General features: G+C 72.7%; 21 protein-coding genes. 12 read left to right on the forward strand and 9 right to left on the reverse strand.

Going from position 1 to position 26,554, the window contains the following annotated elements:
- Nucleotides 1-7: 7 nt before the first annotated feature.
- From KME66_RS26420 to KME66_RS26440, 5 genes are all read right to left on the reverse strand, one after another.
- Nucleotides 8-1,522, reverse strand: coding sequence for an NAD(P)/FAD-dependent oxidoreductase (locus tag KME66_RS26420; protein ID WP_216326726.1), 1,515 nt, complete (start codon nucleotides 1,520-1,522; stop codon nucleotides 8-10).
- A 31-nt stretch (nucleotides 1,523-1,553) separates the two neighbouring features.
- The gene (locus KME66_RS26425; RefSeq protein WP_073217896.1) at nucleotides 1,554-2,171 is read right to left on the reverse strand and encodes a DUF4126 domain-containing protein; all 618 of its coding nucleotides are present in this window, start codon (nucleotides 2,169-2,171) and stop codon (nucleotides 1,554-1,556) included.
- A gap of 363 nt (nucleotides 2,172-2,534) precedes the next feature.
- Nucleotides 2,535-3,146 carry a TetR/AcrR family transcriptional regulator gene (locus KME66_RS26430; protein ID WP_073217894.1) on the reverse strand — a complete coding sequence of 204 codons (612 nt, stop codon included), beginning with the start codon at nucleotides 3,144-3,146 and terminating at the stop codon, nucleotides 2,535-2,537.
- Nucleotides 3,147-3,199: 53 nt separating this feature from the next.
- Nucleotides 3,200-5,287, reverse strand: coding sequence for a YhgE/Pip family protein (locus KME66_RS26435; protein ID WP_216326728.1), 2,088 nt, complete (start codon nucleotides 5,285-5,287; stop codon nucleotides 3,200-3,202).
- Complete coding sequence (locus KME66_RS26440) at nucleotides 5,259-6,059, reverse strand: ATP-binding cassette domain-containing protein (RefSeq protein WP_216326731.1); 801 nt, start codon at nucleotides 6,057-6,059, stop codon at nucleotides 5,259-5,261. The genes KME66_RS26435 and KME66_RS26440 overlap by 29 nt, the downstream gene beginning before the upstream one ends.
- Before the next feature lie 168 nt (nucleotides 6,060-6,227).
- On the opposite strand from KME66_RS26440, the gene KME66_RS26445 reads away from it, so the two are divergent.
- From KME66_RS26445 to KME66_RS26455, 3 genes are all read left to right on the forward strand, one after another.
- On the forward strand, nucleotides 6,228-6,755 hold the full coding sequence (locus KME66_RS26445; protein WP_216326734.1) for an SAV_6107 family HEPN domain-containing protein: 528 nt from the start codon (nucleotides 6,228-6,230) through the stop codon (nucleotides 6,753-6,755).
- A gap of 150 nt (nucleotides 6,756-6,905) precedes the next feature.
- Nucleotides 6,906-7,664: a methyltransferase gene (locus KME66_RS26450; RefSeq protein WP_073217883.1), complete on the forward strand. Its 759-nt coding sequence runs from the start codon at nucleotides 6,906-6,908 to the stop codon at nucleotides 7,662-7,664.
- 247 nt (nucleotides 7,665-7,911) lie between these two features.
- Nucleotides 7,912-8,316 (forward strand): DUF3040 domain-containing protein, encoded by a 405-nt coding sequence (locus KME66_RS26455; protein WP_006123866.1) that lies wholly within the window; start codon nucleotides 7,912-7,914, stop codon nucleotides 8,314-8,316.
- A 253-nt stretch (nucleotides 8,317-8,569) separates the two neighbouring features.
- On the opposite strand, the gene KME66_RS26460 is transcribed toward KME66_RS26455, so the two are convergent.
- The 4 genes from KME66_RS26460 to KME66_RS26475 form a co-directional block, all read right to left on the reverse strand.
- Nucleotides 8,570-10,987: a DUF3488 and transglutaminase-like domain-containing protein gene (locus KME66_RS26460; protein ID WP_216326737.1), complete on the reverse strand. Its 2,418-nt coding sequence runs from the start codon at nucleotides 10,985-10,987 to the stop codon at nucleotides 8,570-8,572.
- Nucleotides 10,984-12,351 carry a DUF58 domain-containing protein gene (locus KME66_RS26465; protein ID WP_216326740.1) on the reverse strand — a complete coding sequence of 456 codons (1,368 nt, stop codon included), beginning with the start codon at nucleotides 12,349-12,351 and terminating at the stop codon, nucleotides 10,984-10,986. Before KME66_RS26465 ends, KME66_RS26460 begins: the two co-directional genes overlap by 4 nt.
- Nucleotides 12,351-13,394, reverse strand: a complete 1,044-nt coding sequence (locus tag KME66_RS26470) for a MoxR family ATPase (protein WP_216326743.1) — start codon at nucleotides 13,392-13,394, stop codon at nucleotides 12,351-12,353. The genes KME66_RS26465 and KME66_RS26470 overlap by 1 nt, the downstream gene beginning before the upstream one ends.
- 252 nt (nucleotides 13,395-13,646) lie before the next feature.
- On the reverse strand, nucleotides 13,647-14,210 hold the full coding sequence (locus KME66_RS26475; protein ID WP_073217875.1) for a carbonic anhydrase: 564 nt from the start codon (nucleotides 14,208-14,210) through the stop codon (nucleotides 13,647-13,649).
- A gap of 423 nt (nucleotides 14,211-14,633) precedes the next feature.
- On the opposite strand from KME66_RS26475, the gene rsmH reads away from it, so the two are divergent.
- From rsmH to murG, 9 genes are all read left to right on the forward strand, one after another.
- A complete protein-coding gene (gene rsmH, locus KME66_RS26480; RefSeq protein ID WP_216326746.1) occupies nucleotides 14,634-15,599 on the forward strand; it encodes a 16S rRNA (cytosine(1402)-N(4))-methyltransferase RsmH in 966 nt (321 codons plus the stop codon).
- Between the two features lie 37 nt (nucleotides 15,600-15,636).
- The gene (locus tag KME66_RS26485) at nucleotides 15,637-16,230 is read left to right on the forward strand and encodes a septum formation initiator family protein (RefSeq protein WP_216326749.1); all 594 of its coding nucleotides are present in this window, start codon (nucleotides 15,637-15,639) and stop codon (nucleotides 16,228-16,230) included.
- A 216-nt stretch (nucleotides 16,231-16,446) separates the two neighbouring features.
- Nucleotides 16,447-18,219, forward strand: coding sequence for a penicillin-binding protein 2 (locus tag KME66_RS26490; RefSeq protein WP_216326752.1), 1,773 nt, complete (start codon nucleotides 16,447-16,449; stop codon nucleotides 18,217-18,219).
- Nucleotides 18,220-18,406: 187 nt separating this feature from the next.
- Nucleotides 18,407-19,975: a UDP-N-acetylmuramoyl-L-alanyl-D-glutamate--2,6-diaminopimelate ligase gene (locus tag KME66_RS26495; RefSeq protein WP_178378939.1), complete on the forward strand. Its 1,569-nt coding sequence runs from the start codon at nucleotides 18,407-18,409 to the stop codon at nucleotides 19,973-19,975.
- 4 nt (nucleotides 19,976-19,979) lie between these two features.
- Nucleotides 19,980-21,401, forward strand: coding sequence for a UDP-N-acetylmuramoyl-tripeptide--D-alanyl-D-alanine ligase (gene murF, locus KME66_RS26500; protein ID WP_073217861.1), 1,422 nt, complete (start codon nucleotides 19,980-19,982; stop codon nucleotides 21,399-21,401).
- On the forward strand, nucleotides 21,398-22,468 hold the full coding sequence (gene mraY, locus KME66_RS26505) for a phospho-N-acetylmuramoyl-pentapeptide-transferase (RefSeq protein WP_073217857.1): 1,071 nt from the start codon (nucleotides 21,398-21,400) through the stop codon (nucleotides 22,466-22,468). Before murF ends, mraY begins: the two co-directional genes overlap by 4 nt.
- Nucleotides 22,450-23,892 carry a UDP-N-acetylmuramoyl-L-alanine--D-glutamate ligase gene (murD, locus tag KME66_RS26510; RefSeq protein WP_178378938.1) on the forward strand — a complete coding sequence of 481 codons (1,443 nt, stop codon included), beginning with the start codon at nucleotides 22,450-22,452 and terminating at the stop codon, nucleotides 23,890-23,892. The genes mraY and murD overlap by 19 nt, the downstream gene beginning before the upstream one ends.
- 64 nt (nucleotides 23,893-23,956) lie before the next feature.
- On the forward strand, nucleotides 23,957-25,402 hold the full coding sequence (ftsW, locus tag KME66_RS26515; RefSeq protein ID WP_236726270.1) for a putative lipid II flippase FtsW: 1,446 nt from the start codon (nucleotides 23,957-23,959) through the stop codon (nucleotides 25,400-25,402).
- A gap of 6 nt (nucleotides 25,403-25,408) precedes the next feature.
- Complete coding sequence (gene murG, locus KME66_RS26520) at nucleotides 25,409-26,497, forward strand: undecaprenyldiphospho-muramoylpentapeptide beta-N-acetylglucosaminyltransferase (protein WP_073217851.1); 1,089 nt, start codon at nucleotides 25,409-25,411, stop codon at nucleotides 26,495-26,497.
- The last annotated feature ends 57 nt before the right edge of the window (nucleotides 26,498-26,554 follow it).

A 26,554-nucleotide genomic window follows, 5' to 3' on the forward strand; every position in this document is an offset into this window, starting at 1 on the left:
GTGCCGCTCAGCGGGAGCCGCGGAAGCCCTCGCCCTCCACCACGAGCCCGGCCACCAGCGTCCCCGACATCCCGGCGTGCGGGAGACCGCCGCCCGGATGCGCCCAGCCGCCCGCGAGATACAGCCCCGGCAGCCGGGTGGCGTTGCCCGGGTGCAGATACGCGCCGTCCGCCCCGGCCAGCGCGGGCGGCGGCACCGCACCGCCCTCGGCCCCCGTCTCCGCCTCGGTCTCCGCCGGCGTACGGATCTCCGTGTGCAGGATCCGCTCCCGCAGCCCGGGAACGGCCGCCCCCGCCCGCTCCACCAGGGCATCGGCGAACCGCTGCCGCACCTGTGCGTCGCGCCAGTCGACCGGCCCCTGCGGAGCCACCGTCGCGGTGAGCGTCACCGCCTCGTGCTCCGGGTCCGGGCGGGTCGCGGGATCGTCGGGGCGCAGCACCGTCACCGTGGGGTGGCCGGCGACCCGCCCCCCGAACACCGCCTCCTGCTCCGCCGTCCCCTCCGCGCTGTGCACGACGGTCCGGTGCACCGCATCCGCCTCCCTGGCCCCGCGCAGCGACAGGAGTACCGTGAACCGGCCCGCCGAGCCCGCGCCCGAGCCCGCCCGGACCGGCACGTCGTCCGCGCCCCACGCCCGCTGATCCGGCACCAGCCCCGGACGCGGCCGGACCCCGAGCACCACCCGGTCGGCCCCGGCCACCTCGCCGTCCGCCAGCTCCACGCCCGCCGCCCGGCCGTCCTTCTCGACGACCCGCACCACCTCGGCTCCGAAGACGAACTCCACCCGGCGGGCCACGCACCGCTCGTACACCGCACGGGCCAGCTCCCGCATCCCGCCCATCACGTACCAGCTGCCGAAGGTCTGCTCCATGTAGGGCACCAGGGCGGCGCTCGCGGGGGCGGTGCGCGGGTCGAGGCCGTGGGCGAACGCGTACCCGTCGAGCAGGGCCGCCAGGCGCCCGTCCGCCAGCTCCCACGCGCCGATCTCCGCGACCGTGGACGCCTGCCGGGCCGGGCGCAGCAGCCGCCGCTGCCGCACCGCCGGATACGGATCGCGCCCCAGCACCTGGTGGTCCGCGCGCAGCGGCTCTTCCAGCAGCGGCCGCCGGGAGCGGTCCCAGGCGTCCCGGGCCCGGTCCATGAAGTCGCTCCAGCGCTCCCCGGAACCGGCGCCCAACGCCGCGTCCAGGGCGGTGGCCACCCCGGCCCGGGAGGCGTTCGGCAGGGACACCGCCGTGCCGTCCGGGAAGAGATGGCGGCTCGCCGGGTCGACCTGGGTCAGCGTCACGGACTGCTCCAGCGACTCCTTGCCGGTCTTCACGAAGAGGTCCCGCTGGACGGCGGGCAGATGCAGCAGCCCGGGGCCGGTGTCGAAGACGAAGCCCTCGTGCTCGTACCGGCCGACCGAGCCGCCGTAGCCCGCGGACCGCTCGTAGACCGTCACCTTCTCGCCCGCCACGGCCAGCCGGGCGGCCGCCGCCATCGCGCCCGTCCCGGCGCCGATCACCGCAATTCGTGCCATGCCGGTGACTTTATCGACCGGCGCCGACACCTCAGCCGTCAGGCCGGAGCCCGCCCGCCGGGGCCGGGCGCTTCTCCGCGCGGCGCTGCGCCCGGCGGCGCAGGAAGCGGCGGATCCGCGAGGCGAGGAAGAGCACGGTGACGATCCCGAGCGCCAGCAGCACGGCCGCGATCACGGCGGCCGCCACCGGGTTGAACACCGCGAAGGTGACGATGCCCGCGACCCCGAGGTCCTCGGCGATGCTCAGGCCGATGTTGCTGAAGGGCTCGGGGGAGGTGTTGACGGCCATCCGCGTACCGGCCTTCACCAGATGGCTCATCAGCGCCGTCGACCCGCCGATCGCCCCGGCCGCCAGCTCCGGCAGCGAACCGCTCTCCCCGGCCAGCAGCGCCGCCACCACCGCCCCGGCCACCGGCCGGATGACCGTGTGCGCGGTGTCCCAGACCGAGTCGACGTAGGGGATCTTGTCCGCGACCGCCTCGCAGAGGAAGAGCACACCGGCCACGATCAGGACGTCCGTGCGCTGGAGCGCGGCGGGCACCTCGTCGGAGACGCCGGTCGCGCCGAACAGGCCGAGCAGCAGGACCACCGCGTACGCGTTGATCCCGCTCGCCCAGCCGCTGGTGAACACGAGAGGGATGACAGACACGCAGGCGATCGTAACGACCTCCCGCCGGAGCCGGGTGAGGTCGCGGGCGCAGCTCTGAGTACGCGTACCTAGGCGTGCAGATGAGTACCCGCACGGATAGGCCCCGACCTGCGGGGACGGCAGAGTGATGACCACGGAAGGGGCGCTGCGCCAGGACCGCCGGCACGGGGCGGCGGAACGGTGCGGTTCCCCCGACGCAACGGGGGTGCGCGACGGATCCCGGGGACCACGGGGGACATACGGGGTCACGGGGAACGGGTTCCGGAAGCACGGAAGACGCCGGTCCGAAGAGGTTCGCGGGGGATGCGAATCTCGTCGGCCGGCGTCTTCGGCGTTGCCCGGCGCCTTCCCGGGCGTGCGGCCTCAGTGGCCGCTGACCCGCCCGTGCAGCAGCAGCGACAGGGCCGAGTGGACCTCGTCGATCGAGCGCTCCGGCTGGAACGCCTGCCAGTCCAGCGCCGCCACCAGCACCATCCCGACCAGCGCGGCCGCCGTCAGCGGGATGTCGATCTCCTCGCTCAGCTCACCGCTGCGCACCGCGTCGCGCAGGACGCCCTCGACGACCGCCACGGCCTCCTGACGCACCACCAGCAGCGTCGACTGCCAGGCGCGGTTGGTCCGCCAGAGCTCGGCCACGTACAGCTGGGTGAAGGCCGGATAGCGGTCGATGAAGGCGAGCCCGGCCCGGATCATCGAGTCCAGCGCCTCGACGCGGGTGCCGCCACGCTCCTCGGACTCCTCGGCTGCGGCCCGCAGCGAGGCGGTGAGCAGCCCCACGCCGTGCCGGAGCAGCTCCTCGAACAGCTCGGTCTTGCTCTTGAAGTTGTAATAGACCGTGCCCTTGGCGACCCCGGCGCGCTCGGCGATCTCGTCGACGGTGGTCGCCGAGAAGCCCTTCTCGGCGATGAGCGTCACCGCCGCCTCGTAGAGCTTCTGCCGGGTGGCCTGGCGGCGCGTGGTGCCACTGCTTTCCATGGGTCCGATTCTTCCAGGCCCGGGCGTACCCGGGGACGTGACCGCGGGCGCGCTCACAGGCTCAGCTCCGGGTGCAGCCGGCTCAGGCTCCACACCTGCTTGCGGCGGGCGGTGAGCGCGGTCAGGGCGAGCGCGCCGACGGTGAAGGCCGCCAGCACCGCGCAGCCCAGCCATACCGGGGTGAGCGGGCCGCCGGTGATCAGCCTGCGCAGCCCCTCCACCACGTACGTCATGGGGAGGTACGGGTGGATCGCACCGAAGAAGCCGGGGCTCGTCTGGACGGGGTACGTGCCCCCGGCCGAGGTCAGCTGGAGCATCAGCACCACCAGCACCAGGATCCGCCCGGCCGCCCCGAAGCAGGCGTTCAGCCACTGCACGATCGCGGCGAAGCAGCAGGTCACCAGGGTCAGGAAGCCGATCGTTCCGGCGGCGTGGGTCATCTGGAGGCCGAGCCCCAGGTGCAGGACGGCCATCAGGGCGCCGACCTGGGCCGTACCGATGGCGGCGACCGGGAGCCAGCCGGCGAACGCGATCCGCCAGGAGGAGGCCCCGGCGGCGAGCGCCCGCCGGTTGAGCGGCTGGATCAGCATGTACGCCACCATCGCGCCGACCCACAGGGACAGCGGGATGAAGTACGGGGCGAAGCCGGTGCCGTAGTTGGGGGCCTCGTGCAGCGACTTGGAGGCCAGCTGGACGGGGTCGGCCATCACGTCGGTGCGTGCGTCGCGGTCCTTCTTGTCGTAGTCCGGGATCTTGTCCACGCCGTCGTTGAGGCCCTGGGCCAGTTCGGCCGAGCCGTCGCCGAGCCGGAACAGCCCGCCGTCCAGGTTCTCCGCGCCGGTCTTCAGCTTGCCGACGCCGGTGTCCAGGTTGCTGGAGCCGGTCTGCGCGGTGCCGAGGCCCGCGTGCAGTGCCTGCGCGCCCTTGGCGACCTTCTGGGCGCCGGTGTTCAGCTCGTTGACCTTCGCCACGGCCGTCGCCAGGTCGTCGTCCAGCGTCGGGACCCGCTTGGCGAGCGCCTCGGCCTGCTTCTGGAAGGTGACCAGCTGGTTGCTCAGCTTCTTGAGGTCGCCGTTCTGGTTCGTGACCAGGGTGTTCACATCGGCGGCGATCTTCGCGGCGTCCTCGGCCGTGACCTTGGCGCGCTCCAGCGGCGGGCAGGCGGTGGCGTCGGGCTCCTCGGCCTCCTCGCACTGCGTCCGGTGGATCTCGGCCAGCTCGTCGGCGGCCTTCCTGGCGCCGGAGGCCGCGGTGGGCGCGGACTTCACGAGCACGTCGAGGTTGTGCCGTACGGCCGCCGAGGTGTCGGCGACCAGTCGTGCGGTGTCCTGGATGGACTTCCCGTTGTCCTTGAAGAAGGGGCGCACGTCACCGGCGATCCCGTTGACCTTCTCGGCCAGGATCCGGGTGCCTCCGGCGACCTGCTGGGAGCCCGTCGCGAGGTCGCGGGAGCCCTGGTTCAGCTTCACGATCCCGTCGGAGAGCTTCTTGCTGCCCGCCTTGGAGTCCTTGAGGCCGTCCGCGAGGTCCTTCGAGCCCTGCTTGGCCTTGGAGATGCCGCCCTTGAGGTCGTCGGCGCCCTTGGCCGCCTCGGCGGTCTTGTCGTGCAGATCGGAGAAGTTGATGAAGATGCGGTCCAGGAAACCCCGGGAGGCGTTCGTGGAGGCGGCGTTGCGCACCTCACCGAAGACCGTCTTCGAGATCTGCCCGACGATGTAGTTGTTGGCGTCGTTCGTCCGTACCTGGAGCGCGCCGGTCTCGGGGGAGTCCCCGCCGCTGGACGCGATCTTCCTGCTGAAGTCCGACGGCATCGTCAGCGAGAGGTAGTACGTGCCCTCCTCGACACCCTTGTCGGCCTCGGCGGAGCTGACCTCGTGCCAGGCGAAGACCTTGGAGTCGAGCAGCTTCTCGCTGATCTCGTCCCCGGCGGTGATGCGCTTGCCGTCGCTGGTGGCCCCCTTGTCGTTGTTGACGAGGGCGACGGGCAGCTTGTCGAGCTTCCCGTACGGGTCCCAGAACGAGCACAGGTACAGGGCGCCGTAGAGCAGCGGCAGGAGCAGCAGGGCGACGAGCGCGGCGGCGGGCAGCTTGCCCCGCCCGAACCGCTTCAGCTCAAGCGCGGCCAGTTTCGGCGAACGCATCGGCCGTCTCCTCTTCGGTGGTGGGTTCCTGGGGGGCGTTTTCCTCGGCGGCGGGCTCTCCGGCGGACTCCTGTACGGCGGGTGCGGTGCGTACGACCCGAGTGTTCCCGGGCGCCTCGCTGCACACGGCGAGCACCGTGGTCCCGGCGTCGGCCACCGAGCGCAGCAGCGCCCAGGCCTGCTCGCGTTCGGCGTCCGAGAGCTTGAGGTCGGTGTCGTCGACGGCCAGCAGCCGCGGCCTGCCGATCAGTGCCAGCGCCACGGAAAGCCGCAGCGCCTCCAGACGTTCCAGGTCGCGGACGGAGGTGCGTCCCGACTTCGGCAGTGTGGCGGGGTCGAGCCCCGCGGCCTCCAGTGCCTCGTCGACCCGGGCCTCGGCGGCGGCCCGGCGCTCGGCGCGCGGGCGCAGCAGGGCGCGCAGGGGGGAGCCGTAGCGGCCCTGGAGCAGGGCGCGTTCGCCCAGGTGCTCGGCGACGGTGAAGGCGGGGTCCAGCTCGCTGACGCCCGGCACCGGGCCCAGCGCGGCGATCCTGCGGACGGCGGCGGCCTGCTTCGGCAGGTGCAGCCCGCCGGTCTGCGCGTGGCCCTCGGTGGTGCGCATCCGGCCGGTCAGGGCGAGCAGCAGACAGGTGCGGCCCGATCCCGACGGTCCCTCGATGGCCACCAGTTCCCCCGGCTCGGCACTGAACGTCACGTTCCGGAAGACCCGGCCACGCGGTCCCTCCAGTCCGAAGTCCTCGGCGCTGACAGCCGCCCCGTGCGGGCTCTCCACAGCGACCCTCCCCTTTTTAAACTGACTGGTCAGTCCAAAAAGGTAGTCCGAACTCGCGCTCGAAGCAAAACAGCAGGTCAGAGCCGACCGACGGTCGATTGTCAGTGGGGCCCGCCACCATGGACACAGACGGCCACGGAGCCGTCACACGACGACAGGAGGTTCGTCATGGCCAGCTCGTCCGCAGCAGCCGCCCCGCGGCGCCGCACAGTCAGCCCTGCACCCTCACTGACCGGCGCCTCCAGCGATGTCCACCCCGTGCAGCGCCGCGCCTCGGCGCCGCCCGCCGCCCTCGATCTGCTCGCCAAAGCCCGCTCCGGCCTCGACGAGGCCGCCGCACTCCGCGAGCCCAACGAGCGGTATGCCACCGCCCACCTCGCCGCCCTGCGCACCGCGGCGGCCGTGCTGGCCGCCCGCGGCCGCCCCGAGACGAACAAGCGCCGCCGCGACCGAATCCGCAGCGCCTGGGACGTGCTCCCGGAGACTGCCCCGGAGTTGACCGAATGGAGCGCCCTCTTCGCCTCGGGCGCCGAGCGCCGGGCCCGCGCGGAGGCCGGCATGCCGGGCGCCGCCAGCACGCGCGACGCCGACGACCTGCTGCGCGACGCGGCCATGTTCCTGCGCCTGGTGGAACGGCTCCTCGTGCTCCAGCCGGTCCTTCCGCAACCCCGCTCGGGGCGCCCCGGCGGCGGATGACCCGGAGCCCGGCGCCGGACTGCCGTGCGCCGGGCGACGCCGCGCCCGGGACGGCGGGGCGAGGCAATAGGGTGGTGACCGCTCACATCACCACCCGCACTGTCCACGCTCCGCCGTCCCCGGCGGCATCGTGCCGAGGAGTCATCTGCCGTGTCGGACCAGCCGCGCCCCCGCGCCTCCCTCCGTACCGCCGTGGTCTGGGAGGTCCTCAAGGACGCTCTGGACCGTCAGGTCAAGGCGACCGGGAGGGACGCCCTGGACGTCCTGGACACCGGCGGCGGCACGGGCAACTTCGCCGTGCCCGCGGCCAGGCTCGGCCACCGGGTCACCGTCGTCGACCCCAGCCCCAACGCACTCTTCGCCCTGGAGCGCCGTGCCGCCGAGGCCGGGGTCGCCGACCGGGTCCGGGGGGTCCAGGGCGACATCCTCGGCCTGTTCGACGTCGTCGAGCGCGAGGGCTTCGACGCGGTGCTCTGCCACGGCGTCCTGGAGTACGTCGACGAGCCCGCCGAGGGCGTCCGCACCGCGGTCGCGGCGCTGCGCCCCTCCGGCGCGCTCAGCCTGCTCGCCGCCGGCCTCGGCGGAGCCGTTCTGGCCCGCGCGCTCGCCGGACACTTCACCGAGGCCCGGCAGGCGCTCACCGACCCGGCGGGCCGCTGGGGCGAGGGCGACCCGGTGCCCCGCAGGTTCACCGCCGAGCAGCTCTCCGGCCTGGTCTCCGAGGCCGGGATGGAGATCGCCGCGGTGCACGGCGTCCGGGTCTTCGCCGACCTCGTGCCGGGTGTCCTGGTGGACACCGAGCCGGGGGCCGTGGAGGCGCTCCTCAAGCTCGAAGCGGCCGCCGCCGAGCAGCCCGCGTTCCACTCGGTCGCCACCCAGCTGCACGTGCTGGGCGAGAAGCGCCACTGATCAGCAACGAAGCTGCGCACGGAGTGGGACTCAGGACCCCCGTACCGGGCGCAAGCCCCGTATGATCGGGTGACACCATCCGGCATGGCGGATCGGTCGTCGGGGAATCTACGCCTCAACAGCCGAGCCGACATAGCGGTCCGGACTGGCTGAACGCTAGAGGGCGGGTTTCACGGGGGCGAATCCCTGCCTATCCTGGAAGGGCCGCATACCGGTCGCCCCCGCGGCCGACGACGAGGAGGATCCCGTGCCGCTCTCGGAGCACGAGCAGCGCATGCTCGAGCAGATGGAGCGAGCGCTGTACGCCGAAGATCCCAAGTTCGCGACAGCGCTCGAGGGAAGCGGGCTGCGTACGTACACCCGCAAAAGGGTCTACCAGGCGGTCGCAGGCTTCCTGGTGGGTATCGCGCTCCTCATGGCCGGAATGGTCGCCCAGCAGATCTGGATCAGCGTGGTGGGGTTCCTCGTCATGCTCGGCTGTGCCGTGCTCGCGGTCACCGGTTGGCGCAAAGCGCCCAAGCCCGGTGAACAGCAGCCGGCGGCCGCAGGTGGCGGGGACAGCGGTGCACGCCGCCGACCGAGACAGCGCCGGTCGATGATGAACCGCATCGAGCAGCGGTGGCAGCGCCGCCGCGACGAACAGGGCCAGTAGGAGTACGCGTCGGCCCTCGCCTTCCCGCGGGGGCGCGCTCCCGCAGGGCGCGCGTGCGACTCAGGACACAGATGGGTGAGGGGCGGCCGCGTTTTCGCGGCCGCCCCTCAGCCGTTGCCGGACGGTGTTCCGGGCGGTAGGGCGCACGGCTCCGCGCGGTGGCGCCGCCGGGACCCGCGAGAGCCGGGAGGTCCTCCGGCCCGAGCCCGCGGGGCCGGGCCGGAGGACCTCCCGGGCGGGACCGTCGCCCGTCTCAGCCGTGCTGGCGCGTGAGGCGACGCAGCCGGGCCGTCCAGCGGCCGGCTCCCGCCCGGCCGGCCCACCGCTCCGCGAGCGCCGTCCGGCGGTCGGCGGCGGCCCACACCACCCGGACGGACGAGCGGGGCAGAAGTGTCGCCCGCAGCCGGGCACCGCGGCCCGCCGATCCCCGCAGACCCGCCCGCACCGCCGACGCGTCCTCGGCCAGACCGGCCGCCGGGCGCGGCTCGGCGGCGTACAGCACCTGCTCCACCGAGCCCGCGATGCGGTGCACGGCCTCGGCCGCAGGAGTGTCGAGCCGGCCCAGCCGCACGATCCGGGCCGCCGCCTTCCGGGGCGTCAGCGACTCGTCCGGAGGGATGCCGTGGTCCCAGGCCGTGTCGGTGATCTCCCGCCAGGCGGCCAGCGTCCGCGCGGCGGCGTCGGCGGGCGTCCGCCCCCCGGAGCCCAGCCGGCGGTTCCTCGCCCGGATCCGCCACAGCAGCGGCGACAGCGGCAGCACCAGGACCAGGGCGGCCGCGAGGACCACCAGCAGCACCGTCCCGAGCGGGGTGCCCCGGTCGGTCGGTACCGCCGCTCCCGCCTCCTGCGAGGGCCCGCACCCGCCTTCCTGGCGCAGCAGCGGCGGGCAGCTGTCGTCGGCGGACGGCGCCGCGGAGGGGTCGGCCGAGGTGTCCGCCGAGGGCTCGGCGGCGTCGCTCGGGGTGTCCGTCGGGAAGTCGGGGCGGGTCCACGAGGGGGTGCTGCCCCGGCTCGGAGTGGGCTCGAACCGGGTCCACCCGATGCCCTCGAAATACAGCTCGGGCCAGGCGTGCGCGTCGCGCAGACCGACCGAGACCGCCCCGTTCGACTTCATGGTCCCCGGGGTGAAGCCCACCGCGACCCGGGCCGGAATGTCCAGCGTCCGGGCCATCGCGGCCATCGAGAACGAGAAGTGGACGCAGAAGCCCTCCTTGTCACGGAGGAACCGGGCGATGGCGGACGACCCCGTGCCCGAGGTGACCGTCGTGTCGTAGGTGAAGCCGCCCTCGGAGGCGAACCAGTCCTGGAGCTTCACGGCCTGCTCGTAGGCGTTGGCCGAACCGTCCGTCACCTGCGCGGCGGTCTCGGCGACCACCTCCGGAAGCGAGCCGGGGAGCCGGGTGTACTCACGGCGCAGTTCCTCGGGCGGCGGCCCCGCGGCCGCGAGCTGCTCCGCCGTGGGTTCGACGACCAGGCTGCCCACCTCGTACTGCGCGCCGCGCGTGGTCTGCCCGTCGTCGCCGACCAGGGTGCGGCCCTCGGGCTCGTACCGCCAGCGGCCGTCGACCCGGACCTCGCTGGCCGGGTAGGGGAGCGGCAGATAGGTCTGCTGGTAGGAGCGCGAGGCGGAGATGTTCGTCCTGACCTCCGTGACCGAGACGTCCCCGCCGAGCCCCGCGGGCTGCGGAAGCCGGTCGGGTACGTCCGTCAGCCGTCGGGTGGAGGAGCGCCACTCGCTGCCGTTGAACTCGTCCAGGGCCAGGATGCGGAGATAGAGGTTCTGCGGGTTCTCGATGTTGCTGCGGTACGTCATCACCTCCCGGTTCTCCGGCTGGTTGAGGTTGTTCTGGAGGGAGACCAGCGGATTCACCGCGGAGATGGTGCCGCCGCCGCTGCCCCTGCCGTTCCCCGGGCCGTTGCCGCCGAGCAGGCCGCTGTCCAGCGCGGGCAGGGCGAGGGGGGCCACCAGGGCGATGCCGAGCGCCAGCACGCCGATCCGCCGCCCCGTCCGCACGGGGGAGGAGCCGGAGCGCGTACCGGACAGTCCGTCGGCCAGGCCGCCCTTGGTCCGCGCGGCCCCGCCGAAGACACGGCCCCACTGGGAGAGCCGGTCGCGGCTCTCGGCCAGCAGGAGCAGCAGATAGCCGGAGGCGGCCAGCAGGAACCACAGCCGGCCCGCCCCTCCGTCGGAGAGACCGGCCGCGACCGAATACAGGGCGAGGAGCGGGAGTCCGGCCGGGGCCGCGCTGCGGAAGGTCACCGCCATGGCGTCCACCAGGAGACCGATCAGCAGCACCCCGCCGACCACCAGCAGCTTGATGCCGTCGGTCAGCGGCGCGGGGGTGGAGTACGTACCGACGTCCTCACCGCCCGCCACCAGCAGCTCGCCGAGCCGCATGACGGCCTGCGGGCCCGGCACCGCACCCAGCAGGGCGTGGTCCCGGGCGAACACCAGCGTCAGCAGCACGAGGGTGACCAGCGCCTGGGCGGCGACGGTCAGCGTCCGGGCCACGGGCACCCGGCGGGCCAGGGCGCCCACCCCGCTCTGGACGCCGAGCAGCACCGCGGCCTGCACCAGCCAGCCGACGCCCTCCACCAGCGGGATCAGCGCCCCCGCCGCCAGCAGTGTCGCCGCATAGGCGCTCAGCGCCAGCCTGGTCCGTCCGCTCATGACCATCCCCCCGCGAAACCGGTCGGGCCGCCGCTCGGGGCCGACGGCGTGTCCGTGCGCATCCCGCCGGCCAGCTGCCACAGCGCGGGCAGTTCGTCACCCGGCTCCACCGGCACCGCCGTCCAGCCGGACTCGCGCAGCCGTCGCAGCCGGTCCTCGGCCGCACCCGCCGCGCTCCCGTCGCCCGCCCAGGCGGCGCTGTCCAGGACGAACGCGATACCGGCGCCCGCCCGCTGCCGCATCCGGGCCGCGACCGCGGTCTGCTCCTCGTCCAGATCACCGAAGAAGGCGACGAGCAGCCCCTCGCTGCCACCGCGCAGCACGTCATGGGCGCGGCTGAGGCCCCCGCCGTCGGAGTGGCCGACCACGGCGAGCGTGTCCAGCATCAGCCCGGCCGAGTCCGCGGATTCCTGGGTCGAGCCCGCGAATCCGTCGGTCCCCTCGCCGGGCACCGCATTGCCGTCGTCGGTGAGCAGCCGCACGGCGAAGCCACGCTCCAGCATGTGCACGAGGGCGGAGGCCGCCCCCGAGACCGCCCACTCGAACGCCGAGTCCGGCCCGGCGCCCTGATAGCCGATCTGCCGGGTGTCCAGCAGGACCGTGCACCGGGCCCGCTGTGGCTGTTCCTCGCGGCGCACCATCAGCTCCCCGTGGCGCGCGGTGGAGCGCCAGTGGACCCGGCGCAGGTCGTCGCCGTGCCGGTAGCCGCGCGGAATGATGTCGTCCTCACCCGCGAGCGCGAGCGAGCGCTGCCGCCCGTCGCCGTATCCGGAGGCCTCGCCCGCCAGTCGCAGCGCGGGCAGCGGCACCGTGCGCGGGATGACGACGAGGGTGTCGTACGCGCTGAAGGAACGCGTCAGCTCGCACATCCCGAAGGGGTCGCTGAGCCGCAGCTGCAACGGGCCGAGCGGATAGCGGCCGCGCAGGTCGGAGCGGACCCGGTAGGAGACCTCGCGCCGGCCGCCCGGCTCCACCCGGTCCAGGACGAAGCGGGGGCGCGGCCCCAGGACGTACGGCACGCGGTCCTGGAGCATCAGCAGACCGGTGGGCAGCCGCGAGACGTTCTCCATCCGCAGATGCACCCGGGCCTCCGCGCCCGCGGGCACCCGGGAGGGGGAGAGGCGCCGGGTGCCGGTGACCCGGTAGCGGGTGCGGTAGAGCACGGTCACACAGACCAGGGGCAGCACGGCGAGCAGCAGCCCGACCCGCAGCAGGTCGCTCTGGCCCAGGACGTACGCGCAGACGGCGGCGGCGAGACCGGCGGCCAGAAACGACCGCCCCCGGGTGGTCAGTCCGCCCAGGGCGGCCCGGAGACCGCCCTTGCGTCCGCCGTCCTCCACGGCGCCGGGCTCGCCGGCCGCCATCACAGCCGCCGTGCCCCGGGCTGCTGCTGGTGGTACAGCGGGCGGCCCGGCTCCTGCGCGGGCGGCGCGGTGCCGCCGGCCGAGGTCGGTACGGGGGTGCGCTGGAGGATCTCCCCGACCACCTGCTCCGCCGTGCGGCGGTTCAGCTGAGCCTGGGCGGTGGGCAGCAGCCGGTGCGCGAGCACCGGTGCGGCCAGCGCCTGGACGTCGTCCGGCAGGGCGTAGTCGCGCCCGCTGAGCGCGGCGGACGCCTTCGCGGCCCGCAGCAGATGCAGCGTCGCGCGCGGGGAGGCGCCGAGCCGGAGATCGGGGTGGGTGCGGGTGGCCGCGACCAGCTCCACGGCGTAGCGCCGCACGGCGTCGGCGACATGCACCGTACGGACGGCGTCGATCAGCTTCACGATGTCGTGGGCGTGGGCCACCGGCTGGAGGTCGTCCAGCGGCGAGAGACCCCCGTGCACATCGAGCATCCGGAGCTCGGCCTCCGGGTTCGGGTAGCCGATGGAGACCCGGGCCATGAAGCGGTCGCGCTGAGCCTCGGGCAGCGGGTAGGTGCCCTCCATCTCGACCGGGTTCTGCGTGGCCACCACCATGAACGGGTCGGGCAGCTCGTAGGTGTGCCCGTCGATGGTGACCTGGCGCTCCTCCATCGACTCCAGCAGCGCCGACTGCGTCTTCGGCGAGGCCCGGTTGATCTCGTCGCCGATCACGATCTGGGCGAAGATCGCGCCCGGCTTGAACTCGAAGTCCCGCCGCTGCTGGTCGAAAATGGACACGCCGGTGATGTCCGAGGGCAGCAGATCGGGCGTGAACTGGATCCGCCGCACGGAGCAGTCGATGGACCGTGCCAGCGCCTTGGCCAGCATGGTCTTGCCGACCCCGGGAACGTCCTCGATGAGGAGATGCCCCTCGGCGAGCAGCACGGTCAGCGATAGCCGTACGACCTCGGGCTTGCCCTCGATCACATCCTCCACCGACCTGCGCACCCGCTCTGCGGTGGTGGTCAGATCCGTGAGGCTCGCTCGATCGTCATAGGTCGTCACCCGGCCCTCCTCGGCCCTTCTGCGCACAGGCCGTCGCGCGTGTCCGCGCGGCCCACCCCGGAAAATCGGACACTCCTCCGGAAGACCCGGAGGAGGTCACCCCCGCATTCTTGTTGCCGTTACCGCTTCATGTCACTCGCCTGTGGATAAGTGGGTGCGAAAAGGCAGTGTCTGTCACGATTCCGGCGCCGCGGGGGTACGGCGATGTGTGCGTGAGGTGCGGCGGTGGGCCGGGAAGCGACGCGGATCCGTTCAGGAAACGGAGTCGATCTCCCGCAGCAGACCGGTGGTCACGTCGAAGACGAATCCGCGTACGTCGTCGGTGTGCAGCAGGAACGGCGAGGTCCGCACCCGCTGCATCGACTGGCGCACATCCTGGTCGGCGTCCGTGTAGGCCTCCACGGCCCAGGCCGGACGCTGGCCGACCTCGCGCTCCAGGTCCTGCCGGAAGCCCTCGGTGAGGGACTCCAGGCCGCAGTTGGTGTGGTGGATGAGGATGACGCTGCGGGTGCCGAGCGCCCGCTGGCTGATGGTGAGCGAGCGGATCACGTCCTCGGTGACCACACCGCCCGCGTTGCGGATGGTGTGGCAGTCGCCGAGCTCCAGGCCCAGCGCGGCGTGCAGGTCGAGACGGGCGTCCATGCAGGCGACCACGGCGACCTGGAGGACGGGGCGCGCGTCCATGCCCGGGTCGCGGAAGTCCTTCGCGTACTCGGAGTTCAGTGCGACGAGGCGGTCGGTGACCTGGCCCCCCTCGCGGACCGCCGCAGCGGTGGACGTCACGGACTCGGCGGGGGAGTGAGCAGAAGTCGACATGGCTACGACGTTAGCCTTCCGACCTGGCACGGGCGGGCTGTGAGAGCGGACAAAGAACATCAACGCGACTTGTTGTGAGCTAACCCACAGGCCCCCCGGGTGCACCCGTTCGGGTGGGTTCGCCGCATCCGGTCGGGTGATGCGACGCGTTGCGCGGTTCGTTGATCGCGAATCGATCGAATGGCAGGGTGGACTAAAGTAACGCGAAGTCAACCACCACACTCCCGCTCCACCGCCCCGTCGCACCCCCGCACCTCCTGCATACTCCGTGTTTCCCCGTGATGTGCGGCGTACGTGCGACCCGGCCCTCTCCCGCTCCCGGTCGGCCGACGCCCCTTCCCCGGCGCCGGCGGGCCTCCCCTTCGGAGCGGGCGGGGACCAGGACGTACGTGCCGGCCGCGGGACAGAGCCTGAGAGGGCGCATTGAGCCAGACCCGACACGTCCCGGTGATGCTCCAGAGGTGTCTGGACCTGCTGGCCCCGGCTCTCGGGGACCCGGCCCGCCCGGACCCCGTGGTCGTCGACTGCACCCTCGGCCTCGGCGGCCACAGCGAGGCCCTGCTCGCCGCCTTTCCCACCGCGCGGCTGATCGCCCTGGACCGTGACAAGGAAGCCCTCCGCCTCTCCGGCGAGCGGCTCGCCCCCTACGGCGACCGGGCCACCCTCGTCCACGCGGTCTACGACGAACTCCCCGAGGTCCTCGCCCGGCTCCAGATCCCCAAGGTCCAGGGCGTCCTGTTCGACCTCGGCGTCTCCTCCATGCAACTGGACGAGGCCGACCGCGGGTTCGCCTACGCCCAGGACGCCCCGCTCGACATGCGCATGGACCAGTCCACCGGGATGGGCGCCGCCGAGGTGCTCAACACCTACCCGCCCGGCGAGCTGGTGCGGATCCTGCGCGCGTACGGCGAGGAGAAGCAGGCCAAGCGGATCGTCTCCGCGATCGTGCGCGAGCGCGAGAAGGAGCCGTTCAGCAACAGCGCCCGGCTCGTCGAGCTGATCCGCGACGCGCTGCCGCAGGCCGCCAAGCGCACCGGCGGCAACCCCGCCAAGCGGACCTTCCAGGCCCTGCGCATCGAGGTCAACGGCGAGCTGAGCGTCCTGGAGCGGGCCATCCCGGCCGCCGTCGACAGCCTCGCCGTCGGCGGCCGCATCGCGGTCCTGTCGTACCACTCGCTGGAGGACCGGCTGGTCAAGCAGGTCTTCGCGGCCGGCGCCGCCAACACCGCGCCCCCCGGACTCCCCGTCGTCCCCGAGCGCTACCAGCCCCGGCTGAAGCAGCTCACCCGGGGCGCCGAGCTGCCCACCGAGGAGGAGGTCGCCGAGAACCGGCGCGCCGCCCCCGCCCGGCTGCGCGGCGCCGAGCGCATCCGCGAGGAGGAGCGATGAGCACCGGGGCCGGACGCCGCAGCGGGGGAGTCGCGGGGTGAGCAAACCGGCCGCACCGCTGAAGGGGCGGGCCGCCCGGCTCGCCCGGCTGATGCCGACCACCGGGCCCAGCAGCGCGGCCCGCACGCCCTTCGTCCTGCTGGTCGTCGTGCTCCTCGCCGGCGGACTCATCACCCTGCTCCTGCTCAACTCCGCGCTCAACGAGGGATCCTTCCGGCTCAGCGAGCTGAAGCGGGACACCACCGAACTCACCGACGAGCAGCAGGCACTCCAGCGCGATGTCGACAGCCGGTCCCAGCCCGACGCCCTGGAGCAGCGCGCCCGGGAACTCGGCATGGTCCCCGGCGGCAGCCCCGCCTTCCTGAACCCCGACGGCACGGTCCAGGGCAAGCCCACGGAGGCGACCGCGCCGCCCCCCAGCCCAACCCCGAGCCCCGAAGCCCCGGCCGACGCCTCGCCGGACCCCGACACGGAGGGCGACCCCGACGCCTCGTCGGACCCCGACGCCGCGGCCGCCGAGCCCTCCGCCTCCGAAGCGCCGGCCGGCGCCTCCGGCTCCCCGTCGCCCTCCGCGACCGGGCCCGACGCCCCGGCGCAGAACAGCCCGCCCCCGACGAGCCCCGGCAGGTGACGCAGTGCCGCCCAGGAACCGCCGCGCCGCCGCGTACCCGGCCCGGCCCGCCCCGCACCGGGGCCTCCGGATCCGGCCGCTCCGGCGCCCGCCCGTCCGCCCGCCGCCCCGCCCCGCCCCGGGCGCACCACCCGGCGCGGCACCCCACCCCGCTCCCTGCGCCTCGGCAGCCCGCGCCCCCGCCTGCGGCTCGTCAGCCTCGGGCTGACGCTCGTCATGCTGGCCTTCGTGGCCCGGCTGCTCCAGGTCCAGGCCGTCGACGCCAGCGCCTACGCGGCCAAGGCCGAGAAGAACCGCTACCTGGAGTACACGGTCGCCGCCGAACGCGGCGAGATCACCGACCGCAACGGCATCGCGCTCGCCACCAGCGTGGACGCGCACAACATCACGGCCGACCCCAAGCTCTTCACGCCCGAGGACAGCAAGGCGCCCGACGCCCCGCAGCAGGCCGCGGCGCTGCTCGCCCCGATCCTCGGCAAGGACGTCGACGACCTCGTCAAGAAGCTCTCGGCGCCCAAGAGCCGCTACACCGTCCTCGCCTACCGGCAGACCCCCCAGGTCTGGAAGCAGATCAAGGACCTCAAGGCCGTCTTCGCCGAGAAGGCGTCCGAGGACAAGCTGAAGGGCGGCCCCGGAGCCAACGTCCTGGCCGGGGTCCTCCAGGAGCCGACGACCAGGCGCGTCTACCCCAACGGGGACCTCGCCGCCGGGATACTGGGCTTCGTCAGCGCCGACGGGAAGGGCGGCGGCGGCCTGGAGTCACAGCTGAACAAGGAGCTGGCGGGCGAGGACGGCAGGATCCGCTACGCGCAGGCGGGCGGCCGGCGGGTCCCCACCGCGGGCAGCAGCGAGATCCCGGCCGTGCCCGGTTCCGACATCGAGCTGACCATCGACCGCGACATCCAGTGGGCCGCGCAGAAGGCCATCAGCGACCAGGTCGCCAAGTCCAAGGCCGACCGGGGCTACGTCATCGTGCAGAACACGAGGACCGGCGAGCTGCTGGCCATGGCCAACGCCCCCGGCTACGACCCCAACGACCTCTCCCAGGCCACCGCGGCCTCCCTCGGCAACGCGGCCCTCCAGGACGTGTACGAGCCCGGCTCCACCAGCAAGATCATGTCGATCGCGGCCGTGCTGGAGGAAGGGGTCGCCACGCCCGGCACCCATGTCACCGTCCCCAACCGGCTGCACCGGGGCGACCGCCTCTTCAAGGACGACGTCGACCACCCCACCTGGTATCTGACGCTCAACGGGGTCCTCGCCAAGTCCAGCAACATCGGCACCATCCTGGCGACCGGTCAGCTCGGCAAGACCCAGGCCGAGTCGAACCAGGTCCTCTACGACTACCTGCGGAAGTTCGGCCTCGGCAAGAAGACCGGGCTCGGCTACCCCGGCGAATCGCCCGGCCTGCTGGCCCGCCCGAAGGACTGGTCGACCTCCCAGCAGTACACGATCCCCTTCGGCCAGGGCCTCTCCGTCAACGCCGTCCAGGCCGCATCCGTCTACTCCACGGTCGCCAACGGAGGCGTACGGGTCGCCCCCACCCTCGTACGCGGGACCAAGGGCTCCGACGGCCGCTTCACCCCGGCCGAGGCGCCCGAGGAGAACCGGGTGGTCAGCGAGAAGACCGCCAAGACCCTGGCGGCCATGCTGGAGTCCGTCGTCGACGACCGTGAGGGAACCGGTACCAAGGCCGCCATCCCCGGCTACCGGGTCGCGGGCAAGACCGGAACCGCCAACCGGGTCGACCCCGTCCGCGGCGTCTACCAGGGCTACACCGCATCCTTCGCGGGCTTCGCCCCCGCCGACGACCCGCAGATCACCGTCTACTGCGCGATCCAGAACCCCACCAAGGGCAGCTACTTCGGCGGCCAGATCTGCGGCCCGATCTACAAGCAGGTCATGGAGTTCGCGCTCAAGACGCTCCAGACCCCACCGTCCGGCAGCGAGCCGCCTCGGCTGCCGGTGTCCTTCAAACCCGGCGAGTGAACACGGGGATGCGCGAGCATCTCCTCCAAGGGAACCCTCAGTGACAACGATCACCCCCGACCCCGGGAACCGGAACGTGAACCACCGGAACCAGGGTCCCTCGCTTGGCGAGAGCACGCACCGGCCCGGTACGCTCACCGCCGTGCCCCACGCTGATCAGTCCCAAACCTCTCAGAAGGACGCGCCTGTGACCTACCCGGGAGCGCCCCGACCGGACCGGCTCCGGCCCACCCCCCTCGGCGAGCTGGCCGACCGGCTCGGCGTCGAGACCGCCGGGAGCGGTGACGTCACCGGCATCACGCACGACTCACGGGCCGTGCGCCCCGGAGACGTGTACGCGGCCCTGCCCGGCGCCCGTATGCACGGTGCCGACTTCGCGGCCCAGGCCGCGGGCCTGGGCGCCGTCGCCGTCCTCACCGATCCCACCGGCGCCGAACGCGCCACCGCCACCGGCCTCCCGGTCCTCGTCACCGAGAACCCGCGGGCCGTGATGGGCGAGCTGGCCGCCGACATCTACGGGCGGCCCGGCATCGGCCTGCTCCAGATCGGCATCACGGGAACGTCCGGCAAGACCACCACCGCGTACCTCGTCGAAGGCGGGCTGCGCGCCGCCGGACGCCCCACCGGGCTGATCGGCACCGTCGAGATGCGGATCGGCGACGAGCGCATCAAGTCCGAGCGCACCACCCCCGAAGCCACCGACCTCCAGGCCCTGTTCGCCGTCATGCGCGAGCGCGGCGTCGAGGCCGTCGCGATGGAGGTCTCCAGCCACGCGCTGGTGCTCGGCCGGGTCGACGGCTGCGTCTTCGACGTCGCCGTCTTCAACAACCTCAGCCCGGAGCACATGGAGTTCCACTCCGGCATGGAGGACTACTTCCAGGCCAAGGCGCAGCTCTTCACCCCCGAGCGCAGCCACCGCGGAGTGGTCAACTTCGACGACGAGTACGGCCGCAGGCTCATCACCGAGTCCGGCGTCCCGGTCACCACCTTCTCCGCCGAGGGCCACCCGGACGCCGACTGGCACGCCGAGGACGTCGAGGTCGGACCGCGGGACAGCACCTTCACCGCGGTCGGCCCCAAGGGCGAACGGATCGCCGCCCGCGCCCCGCTGCCCGGCCCGTTCAACGTCGCCAACACCCTCGCCGCGATCGTCACGCTGGCCGTCGCGGGCATCGACCCGCAGATCGCCGCCGACGGCGTGGCCGCCGTCCCCGGGGTCCCGGGCCGGCTGGAGCGGGTGGACGCCGGACAGCCCTACCTCGCCGTCGTCGACTACGCGCACAAGACCGACGCCGTCGAGTCCGTCCTGCGCTCCCTGCGCAAGGTCACCGAGGGCAAGGTGCACATCGTGCTCGGCTGCGGCGGCGACCGCGACACCACCAAACGCGGCCCGATGGGCGCCGCGGCGGCCCGGCTCGCCGACACCGCCGTCCTGACCTCCGACAACCCCCGCTCCGAGGACCCCCTCGCGATCCTCTCCGCGATGCTCTCCGGGGCCGCCGAGGTCCCCGTCCACGAACGCGGCGACGTGCTGGTCGACGCCGACCGGGCCGCCGCGATCGCCGCCGCCGTCGCCCGCGCCGAACCCGGCGACACCGTCCTGGTGGCGGGCAAGGGCCACGAGCAGGGCCAGGACGTCCACGGAGTGGTCCGCGCCTTCGACGACCGCAAGGTCCTGCACGCAGCCATCGAGCGGTCCCTGGCGCACCCCGGCGCCGACCGTGCCCCGCACCACGAGAACAACAGTCAGGGATGACCGAGTGATCACCCTTTCCCTCGCCGAGATCGCCGAAATCGTCGGCGGGCAGCCGCACGACATACCGGACCCGGCAGTCACCGTGACCGGGCCCGTCGTCATCGACTCCCGCGAGGTCGCGCCCGGCAGCCTGTTCGCCGCGTTCGCCGGCGAGCGGGTCGACGGCCACGACTACGCCCAGCGCGCCGTCGAGGCGGGCGCGGCAGCCGTGCTGGCGGCCCGCCCCGTCGGCGTTCCGGCGATCGTCGTGGACGACGTCGTCGGCGCGCTCGGAGCCCTCGCCCGAGCCGCCGTGGAACGCCTGGGCACCAGCGTCGTCGCCCTCACCGGCTCGGCGGGCAAGACGTCCACCAAGGACCTGATCGCGCAGCTCCTCCAGCGCCACGGTCCGACCGTCTGGACGCCCGGCTCCCTCAACAACGAGATCGGACTGCCGCTCACCGCCCTGACCGCCACCGCCGAGACCGAGCACCTGGTCCTGGAGATGGGCGCCCGCGGCATCGGCCACATCCGCTACCTCACCGAACTGACCCCGCCCCGGATCGGCCTGGTCCTCAACGTCGGCTCCGCGCACCTCGGCGAGTTCGGCAGCCGGGAGGCCATCGCCCAGGCCAAGGGCGAAATGGTCGAGGGCCTGCCCGAGGACGGCTGTGCCGTGCTCAACGCCGACGACCCCCTCGTCCGCGCCATGGCCTCGCGCACCAAGGCCCGCGTCCTGCTCTTCGGAGAAGCCCCCGAAGCGGACGTACGGGGCGAGAAGGTCCGGATGACCCCCGACGGGCGCCCCGCCTTCGAGCTCCACACACCCACCGGGTGCAGCGACGTGACCATGCGCCTGTACGGTGAGCACCACGTGTCGAACGCGCTCGCCGCGGCCGCCGTCGCCCATGAGTTGGGCATGTCCGTGACCGAGATCGCCGATGCGCTCTCGGAGGCGGGCACCCTCTCCCGCTGGCGCATGGAGGTCACCGAGCGCGGGGACGGTGTGACGGTTGTCAACGACGCCTACAACGCGAACCCCGAATCCATGAGGGCCGCACTGCGTGCGCTGGCCGCCATGGGCCAGGCCCGAGGGGCCGACGGGGGACGCACCTGGGCGGTGCTCGGTCAGATGGCCGAGCTCGGTGACGCGTCGCTCGCCGAGCACGACGCGGTCGGACGGCTCGCCGTCCGGCTCAACGTCAGCAAGCTCGTCGCTGTCGGGGGGAGAGAAGCCTCCTGGCTGCAACTGGGCGCTTATAACGAGGGTTCGTGGGGTGAGGAGTCGGTGCACGTGTCCGACGCGCAGGCGGCCGTCGACCTGTTGCGCAGTGAACTGCGCCCGGGAGACGTCGTGCTGGTGAAGGCGTCCCGGTCGGTCGGCCTGGAGAAGGTCGCCCAGGCACTGCTGGAGAACGCGACCGAGGGCGAGGTCGCCGGCCGATGAGGCAGATCCTCTTCGCGGGGGCCATCGGGCTCTTCCTGACCCTGGTCGGCACCCCGCTGCTGATCAAGCTGCTGGCCCGCAAGGGCTACGGGCAGTTCATCCGGGATGACGGCCCGCGCACCCACGGCAGCAAGAAGGGCACGCCCACGATGGGCGGCATCGCCTTCATCCTGGCGACGATCGCGGCGTACCTCCTGGCGAAGGTCATCACGGGTGAGGAGATCCGCTACTCCGGTGTCCTCGTGCTCTTCCTCATGGCGGGCATGGGCCTCGTCGGCTTCCTCGACGACTACATCAAGATCGTCAAGCAGCGTTCGCTGGGTCTGCGCGCCAAGGCGAAGATGGCCGGACAGCTGATCGTCGGCATCGCGTTCGCGGTGCTCTCGCTCCAGTTCCCCAACTCCATGAACTACACCCCGGCCTCCACCCGGCTCTCGTTCGTCGAGGACTTCGGCTGGTCGATCGGCCCGGTGCTGTTCTGCGTCTGGGCGCTGTTCATGATCCTCGCCATGTCCAACGGCGTGAACCTCACCGACGGCCTCGACGGTCTGGCCACCGGTGCCTCGGTGATGGTCTTCGGCGCCTACACCTTCATCGGCCTCTGGCAGTTCCAGGAGTCCTGCGCCAACGCGGACAACCTGACCAACCCCAGCGCCTGCTTCGAGGTGCGCGACCCGCTCGACCTCGCCGTCGTCGCTGCCGCCCTGATGGGCGCCTGCTTCGGCTTCCTGTGGTGGAACACCTCTCCCGCCAAGATCTTCATGGGCGACACCGGCTCGCTCGCCCTCGGCGGCGCGCTCGCGGGCCTCGCGATCCTGTCCCGCACCGAGTTCCTGCTCGCCATCCTCGGCGGCCTCTTCGTGATGATCACCATGTCCGTGGTCATCCAGGTCGGTTCCTTCAAGATGACCGGCAAGCGCGTGTTCCGCATGGCGCCGCTCCAGCACCACTTCGAACTCAAGGGGTGGTCCGAAGTCCTCGTGGTGGTCCGCTTCTGGATCATCCAGGGCATGTGCGTGATCGTCGGACTCGGCCTCTTCTACGCGGGATGGGCAGCCAAGAAGTGAGCACCGTGGACTGGCAGGGCAAGCACGTCACCGTCGCCGGGCTCGGCGTCAGCGGAATCCCCGCGGCCCGGGCCCTGCGCGAGCGCGGCGCGCTCGTCACCGTCGTCAACGACGGCGACGACGAACGTGCCCGCGCACAGGCGGCCGAACTGGAGGCGCTCGGGATCACCGTGCGCCTCGGCGACGGCGCCACCCTGCCGCCGTCCACGGAACTCGTCGTCACCGCCCCCGGCTGGCAGCCGGACAAGCCGCTCTTCCTGGCTGCCGCCGAGGCGGGCGTCCCGGTCTGGGGCGACGTCGAACTGGCCTGGCGCCTGCGCGGGGACAACGGCCGGAAGGCCGCCCCCTGGCTCGCGGTCACCGGCACGAACGGCAAGACCACGACCGTACGGATGCTGGCCTCCATCCTGGAGGCGGCGGGCCTGCGGACCGCGGCCGTCGGCAACATCGGCGTATCGCTGCTGGACGCGGTGCTCGGCGAGAGGGAGTACGACGTCCTCGCCGTCGAACTCTCCAGCTACCAGCTGCACTGGGCGCCCTCCCTGCGCGCCCACTCCGCCGCCGTCCTCAACCTGGCCCCCGACCACCTCGACTGGCACGGCTCGATGGAGGCGTACGCCGCCGACAAGGGCCGGGTCTACGAGGGCAACACCGTGGCCTGCGTCTACAACGTGGCCGACCCGGCCACCGAGGACCTGGTCCGCGAGGCCGACGTCGAAGAGGGCTGCCGCGCCATCGGCTTCACCCTCGGCGCCCCGGGCCCCTCGCAGCTCGGCGTCGTCGACGGGATCCTCGTCGACCGGGCGTTCGTCGCCAACCGCCAGCAGCAGGCCCAGGAGCTGGCCGAGGTCGACGACGTCAGCCCGCCCGCCCCGCACAACATCGCCAACGCCCTCGCGGCCGCCGCCCTCGCGCGCGCCTTCGGCGTGGAACCGGCGGCCGTCCGCGACGGGCTGCGCGCCTTCCGCCCCGACGCCCACCGCATCGAACACGTCGCGGACATCGGCGAAGTCGCCTACGTGGACGACTCCAAGGCCACCAACACCCACGCCACCGAGGCATCCCTGGCCGCCTACGACTCGATCGTCTGGATCGCCGGAGGCCTCGCCAAGGGCGCCACCTTCGACGAACTGGTCACCGGGGCGGCGAAGCGGCTGCGCGGCGTCGTCCTGATGGGCGCCGACCGGGCCCTGATCCACGAAGCCCTGACGCGACACGCCCCCGAAGTCCCGGTGGTCGACCTCGAACGGACCGACACTGGGGCGATGTCCGAAGCGGTCGCGCGGGCCGCCGAGCTCGCCCGGCCGGGCGATACGGTACTGCTGGCCCCGGCCTGTGCCTCGATGGACATGTTCACCAACTACAACAAGCGGGGCGAGGCGTTCGCGGAGGCGGTCCGCGCACGCGCCGACGAGAGCGCCTGACCGACCGGGCCTCCGCGCCCGGGGTCACCGGCCCCGGGCACGAGCAGTGGAGGGGACAGCGACAATGCCGGCCGACGAGAGATTCGCCGTACGGCGGGAGAGCGCACGGGCCCGGGTGCCCCGCCCCCTCACCGATGCGCCCGCCCCCGTCGGTGTCTCCCTGCCCCCCGGGCTGGCCCTGCGCGGACGGCTCGCCACCGGCGCCCGGCGCCCCGAGACGCCCCGCGCCTCCGGACGCGGCGGGTCCGGCTCCCGTACCCCGGGCCCCGGACGCGGCGGCGGACCGCGCCGGGCCTACGAGCGGGCGCGGCGGGCCTGGGACCGCCCCCTGACCGCCTACTACGTGATCCTCGGCTCCAGCCTCCTGATCACCGTGCTGGGCCTGGTGATGGTCTACTCCGCCTCGATGATCAAGGCACTGGACATCAGCAAGCCCTCGACGTACTTCTTCGGCAAGCAGTTCCTCGCCGCCGTCATCGGGGGCGCGCTGATGCTGATCGCCGCCCGGATGCCCGTGAAGCTCCACCGGGGGCTGGCCTACCCGATACTGATGGTGACCGTCTTCCTGATGGTCCTGGTGCAGGTGCCGGGGATAGGGATGTCGGTCAACGGCAACCAGAACTGGCTCTACCTGGGCGGCCCGTTCCAGCTCCAGCCCAGCGAGTTCGGCAAGCTGGCCCTCATCCTGTGGGGGGCGGACCTGCTGGCCCGCAAGCAGGACAAGCGGTTGCTGACGCAGTGGAAGCACATGCTCGTGCCGCTCGTCCCGGTCGCCTTCATGCTGCTCGGGCTGATCATGCTCGGCGGCGACATGGGAACAGCGATCATTCTCACGGCGATCCTGTTCGGTCTCCTCTGGCTGGCCGGCGCCCCGACCCGGCTCTTCGCCGGGGTTCTCGGCTTCGCCGCGGTGCTCGCGTTCCTGCTGATCAGGACCAGCCCCAACCGGATGTCCCGGCTCGCCTGCATGGGAGTGAGCGAACCCGACCCGGAGGGCGGCTGCTGGCAGGCGGCGCACGGAATCTATGCTCTGGCCTCCGGCGGATGGTTCGGTTCCGGGCTCGGTGCGAGTGTGGAAAAATGGGGCCAACTGCCGGAACCCCACACCGACTTCATCTTCGCGATCACCGGTGAGGAACTGGGTCTGGCGGGGACGCTGTCCGTGCTCGCCCTCTTCGCGGCTCTAGGCTATGCGGGTATCCGCGTGGCCGGACGCACGGAGGACCCCTTCGTGAGGTATGCCGCGGGAGGCGTGACCACGTGGATCACGGCCCAGGCCGTGATCAACATCGGTGCGGTGCTCGGCCTGTTGCCGATCGCCGGGGTTCCGCTCCCGCTGTTCTCCTACGGGGGATCGGCCCTGCTGCCGACGATGTTCGCGGTCGGGCTGATGATCACCTTCGCACGGGAGGACCCCGCGGCGAAGGCGGCCCTGGCCATGCGGAAGCCCGGGGTGAGATGGAAGACGATGAGACGGCGCGTCAAGAAGCGCCCGTCCGGAGAGCGGTGAATTTCGGTGCATGTCGTACTCGCCGGCGGGGGGACCGCCGGACACATCGAGCCCGCGCTTGCCCTCGCAGACGCCCTGCGCAGGCAGGACCCGACCGTGGGAATCACGGCCCTCGGTACGGAACGCGGCCTGGAGACCAGGCTCGTACCCGAGCGGGGGTACGAACTGGCGCTCATCCCGGCCGTCCCGCTGCCGCGCAAGCCCACGCCCGAACTGATCACCGTCCCGGGCCGGCTGCGCGGCACGATCAAGGCCGCCGAGCAGGTCCTGGAGCGCACCAAGGCGGACTGCGTGGTCGGCTTCGGCGGGTATGTCGCCCTGCCCGGCTACCTGGCCGCCAAGCGGGCCGGCGTGCCGATCGTCGTCCACGAGGCCAACGCCCGGCCGGGCCTGGCCAACAAGATCGGCTCGCGGTACGCCCACGGGGTCGCCGTCTCCACCCCGGACAGCAAGCTGCGTGACGCCCGCTACATCGGCATCCCGCTGCGCCGCACCATCGCCACCCTGGACCGCGCCCGGGTCCGGCCGGAGGCCCGTGCCTCCTTCGGCCTCGACCCCAACCTGCCCACGCTGCTGGTCTCCGGCGGTTCGCAGGGCGCGCGCCACCTCAACGAGGTGGTCCAGCGGGTCGCGCCGCTGCTCCAGCGCTCGGGAATCCAGATCCTCCATGTGGTGGGCCCGAAGAACGAATTGCCGCGTATCGACAACATGCCCGGGATGCCGCCCTACATCCCGGTACCGTACGTGGACCGGATGGATCTCGCGTATGCCGCGGCCGACATGATGCTCTGCCGCGCGGGCGCGATGACCGTCGCCGAACTCTCCGCCGTCGGGCTCCCCGCCGCCTACGTCCCGCTGCCCATCGGCAACGGCGAACAGCGGCTCAACGCCCAGCCGGTGGTCAACGCCGGCGGCGGCCTGCTGGTGGACGACGCGGCGCTCACCCCGGAGTGGGTGCAGTCCCACGTCCTGCCGGTACTGTCGGATCCGCACCGGCTGTACGAAATGTCCCGCGCCGCCGCCGAGTTCGGCCGGCGCGACGCCGACGACCTGCTCGTCGGCATGGTGTACGAAGCGATTGCCGCGCGCCGCTAGGCGTACGGCGCGATGCGGTCCGGACCCGGGGCGGGCGTCCCGGGTTCCGGTGAAGGA

The sequence above is a fragment of the Streptomyces sp. YPW6 genome (genome assembly GCF_018866325.1).
Classification (GTDB): Bacteria; Actinomycetota; Actinomycetes; order Streptomycetales; family Streptomycetaceae; genus Streptomyces.

Bases quoted from the DNA above. Each gene is read 5' to 3' on its own strand.
- murD (WP_178378938.1), top strand. From the start codon at position 22,450: ATGGGCAGCCAAGAAGTGAGCACCGTGGACTGGCAGGGCAAGCACGTC.
- KME66_RS26475 (WP_073217875.1), bottom strand. From the start codon at position 14,210: ATGTCGACTTCTGCTCACTCCCCCGCCGAGTCCGTGACGTCCACCGCT.
- KME66_RS26445 (WP_216326734.1), top strand. From the start codon at position 6,228: ATGGCCAGCTCGTCCGCAGCAGCCGCCCCGCGGCGCCGCACAGTCAGC.
- KME66_RS26430 (WP_073217894.1), bottom strand. From the start codon at position 3,146: ATGGAAAGCAGTGGCACCACGCGCCGCCAGGCCACCCGGCAGAAGCTC.
- KME66_RS26460 (WP_216326737.1), bottom strand. From the start codon at position 10,987: ATGAGCGGACGGACCAGGCTGGCGCTGAGCGCCTATGCGGCGACACTG.
- KME66_RS26420 (WP_216326726.1), bottom strand. From the start codon at position 1,522: ATGGCACGAATTGCGGTGATCGGCGCCGGGACGGGCGCGATGGCGGCG.
- KME66_RS26465 (WP_216326740.1), bottom strand. From the start codon at position 12,351: ATGGCGGCCGGCGAGCCCGGCGCCGTGGAGGACGGCGGACGCAAGGGC.
- KME66_RS26435 (WP_216326728.1), bottom strand. From the start codon at position 5,287: ATGCGTTCGCCGAAACTGGCCGCGCTTGAGCTGAAGCGGTTCGGGCGG.
- ftsW (WP_236726270.1), top strand. From the start codon at position 23,957: ATGCCGGCCGACGAGAGATTCGCCGTACGGCGGGAGAGCGCACGGGCC.
- mraY (WP_073217857.1), top strand. From the start codon at position 21,398: ATGAGGCAGATCCTCTTCGCGGGGGCCATCGGGCTCTTCCTGACCCTG.
- KME66_RS26490 (WP_216326752.1), top strand. From the start codon at position 16,447: ATGCTGGCCTTCGTGGCCCGGCTGCTCCAGGTCCAGGCCGTCGACGCC.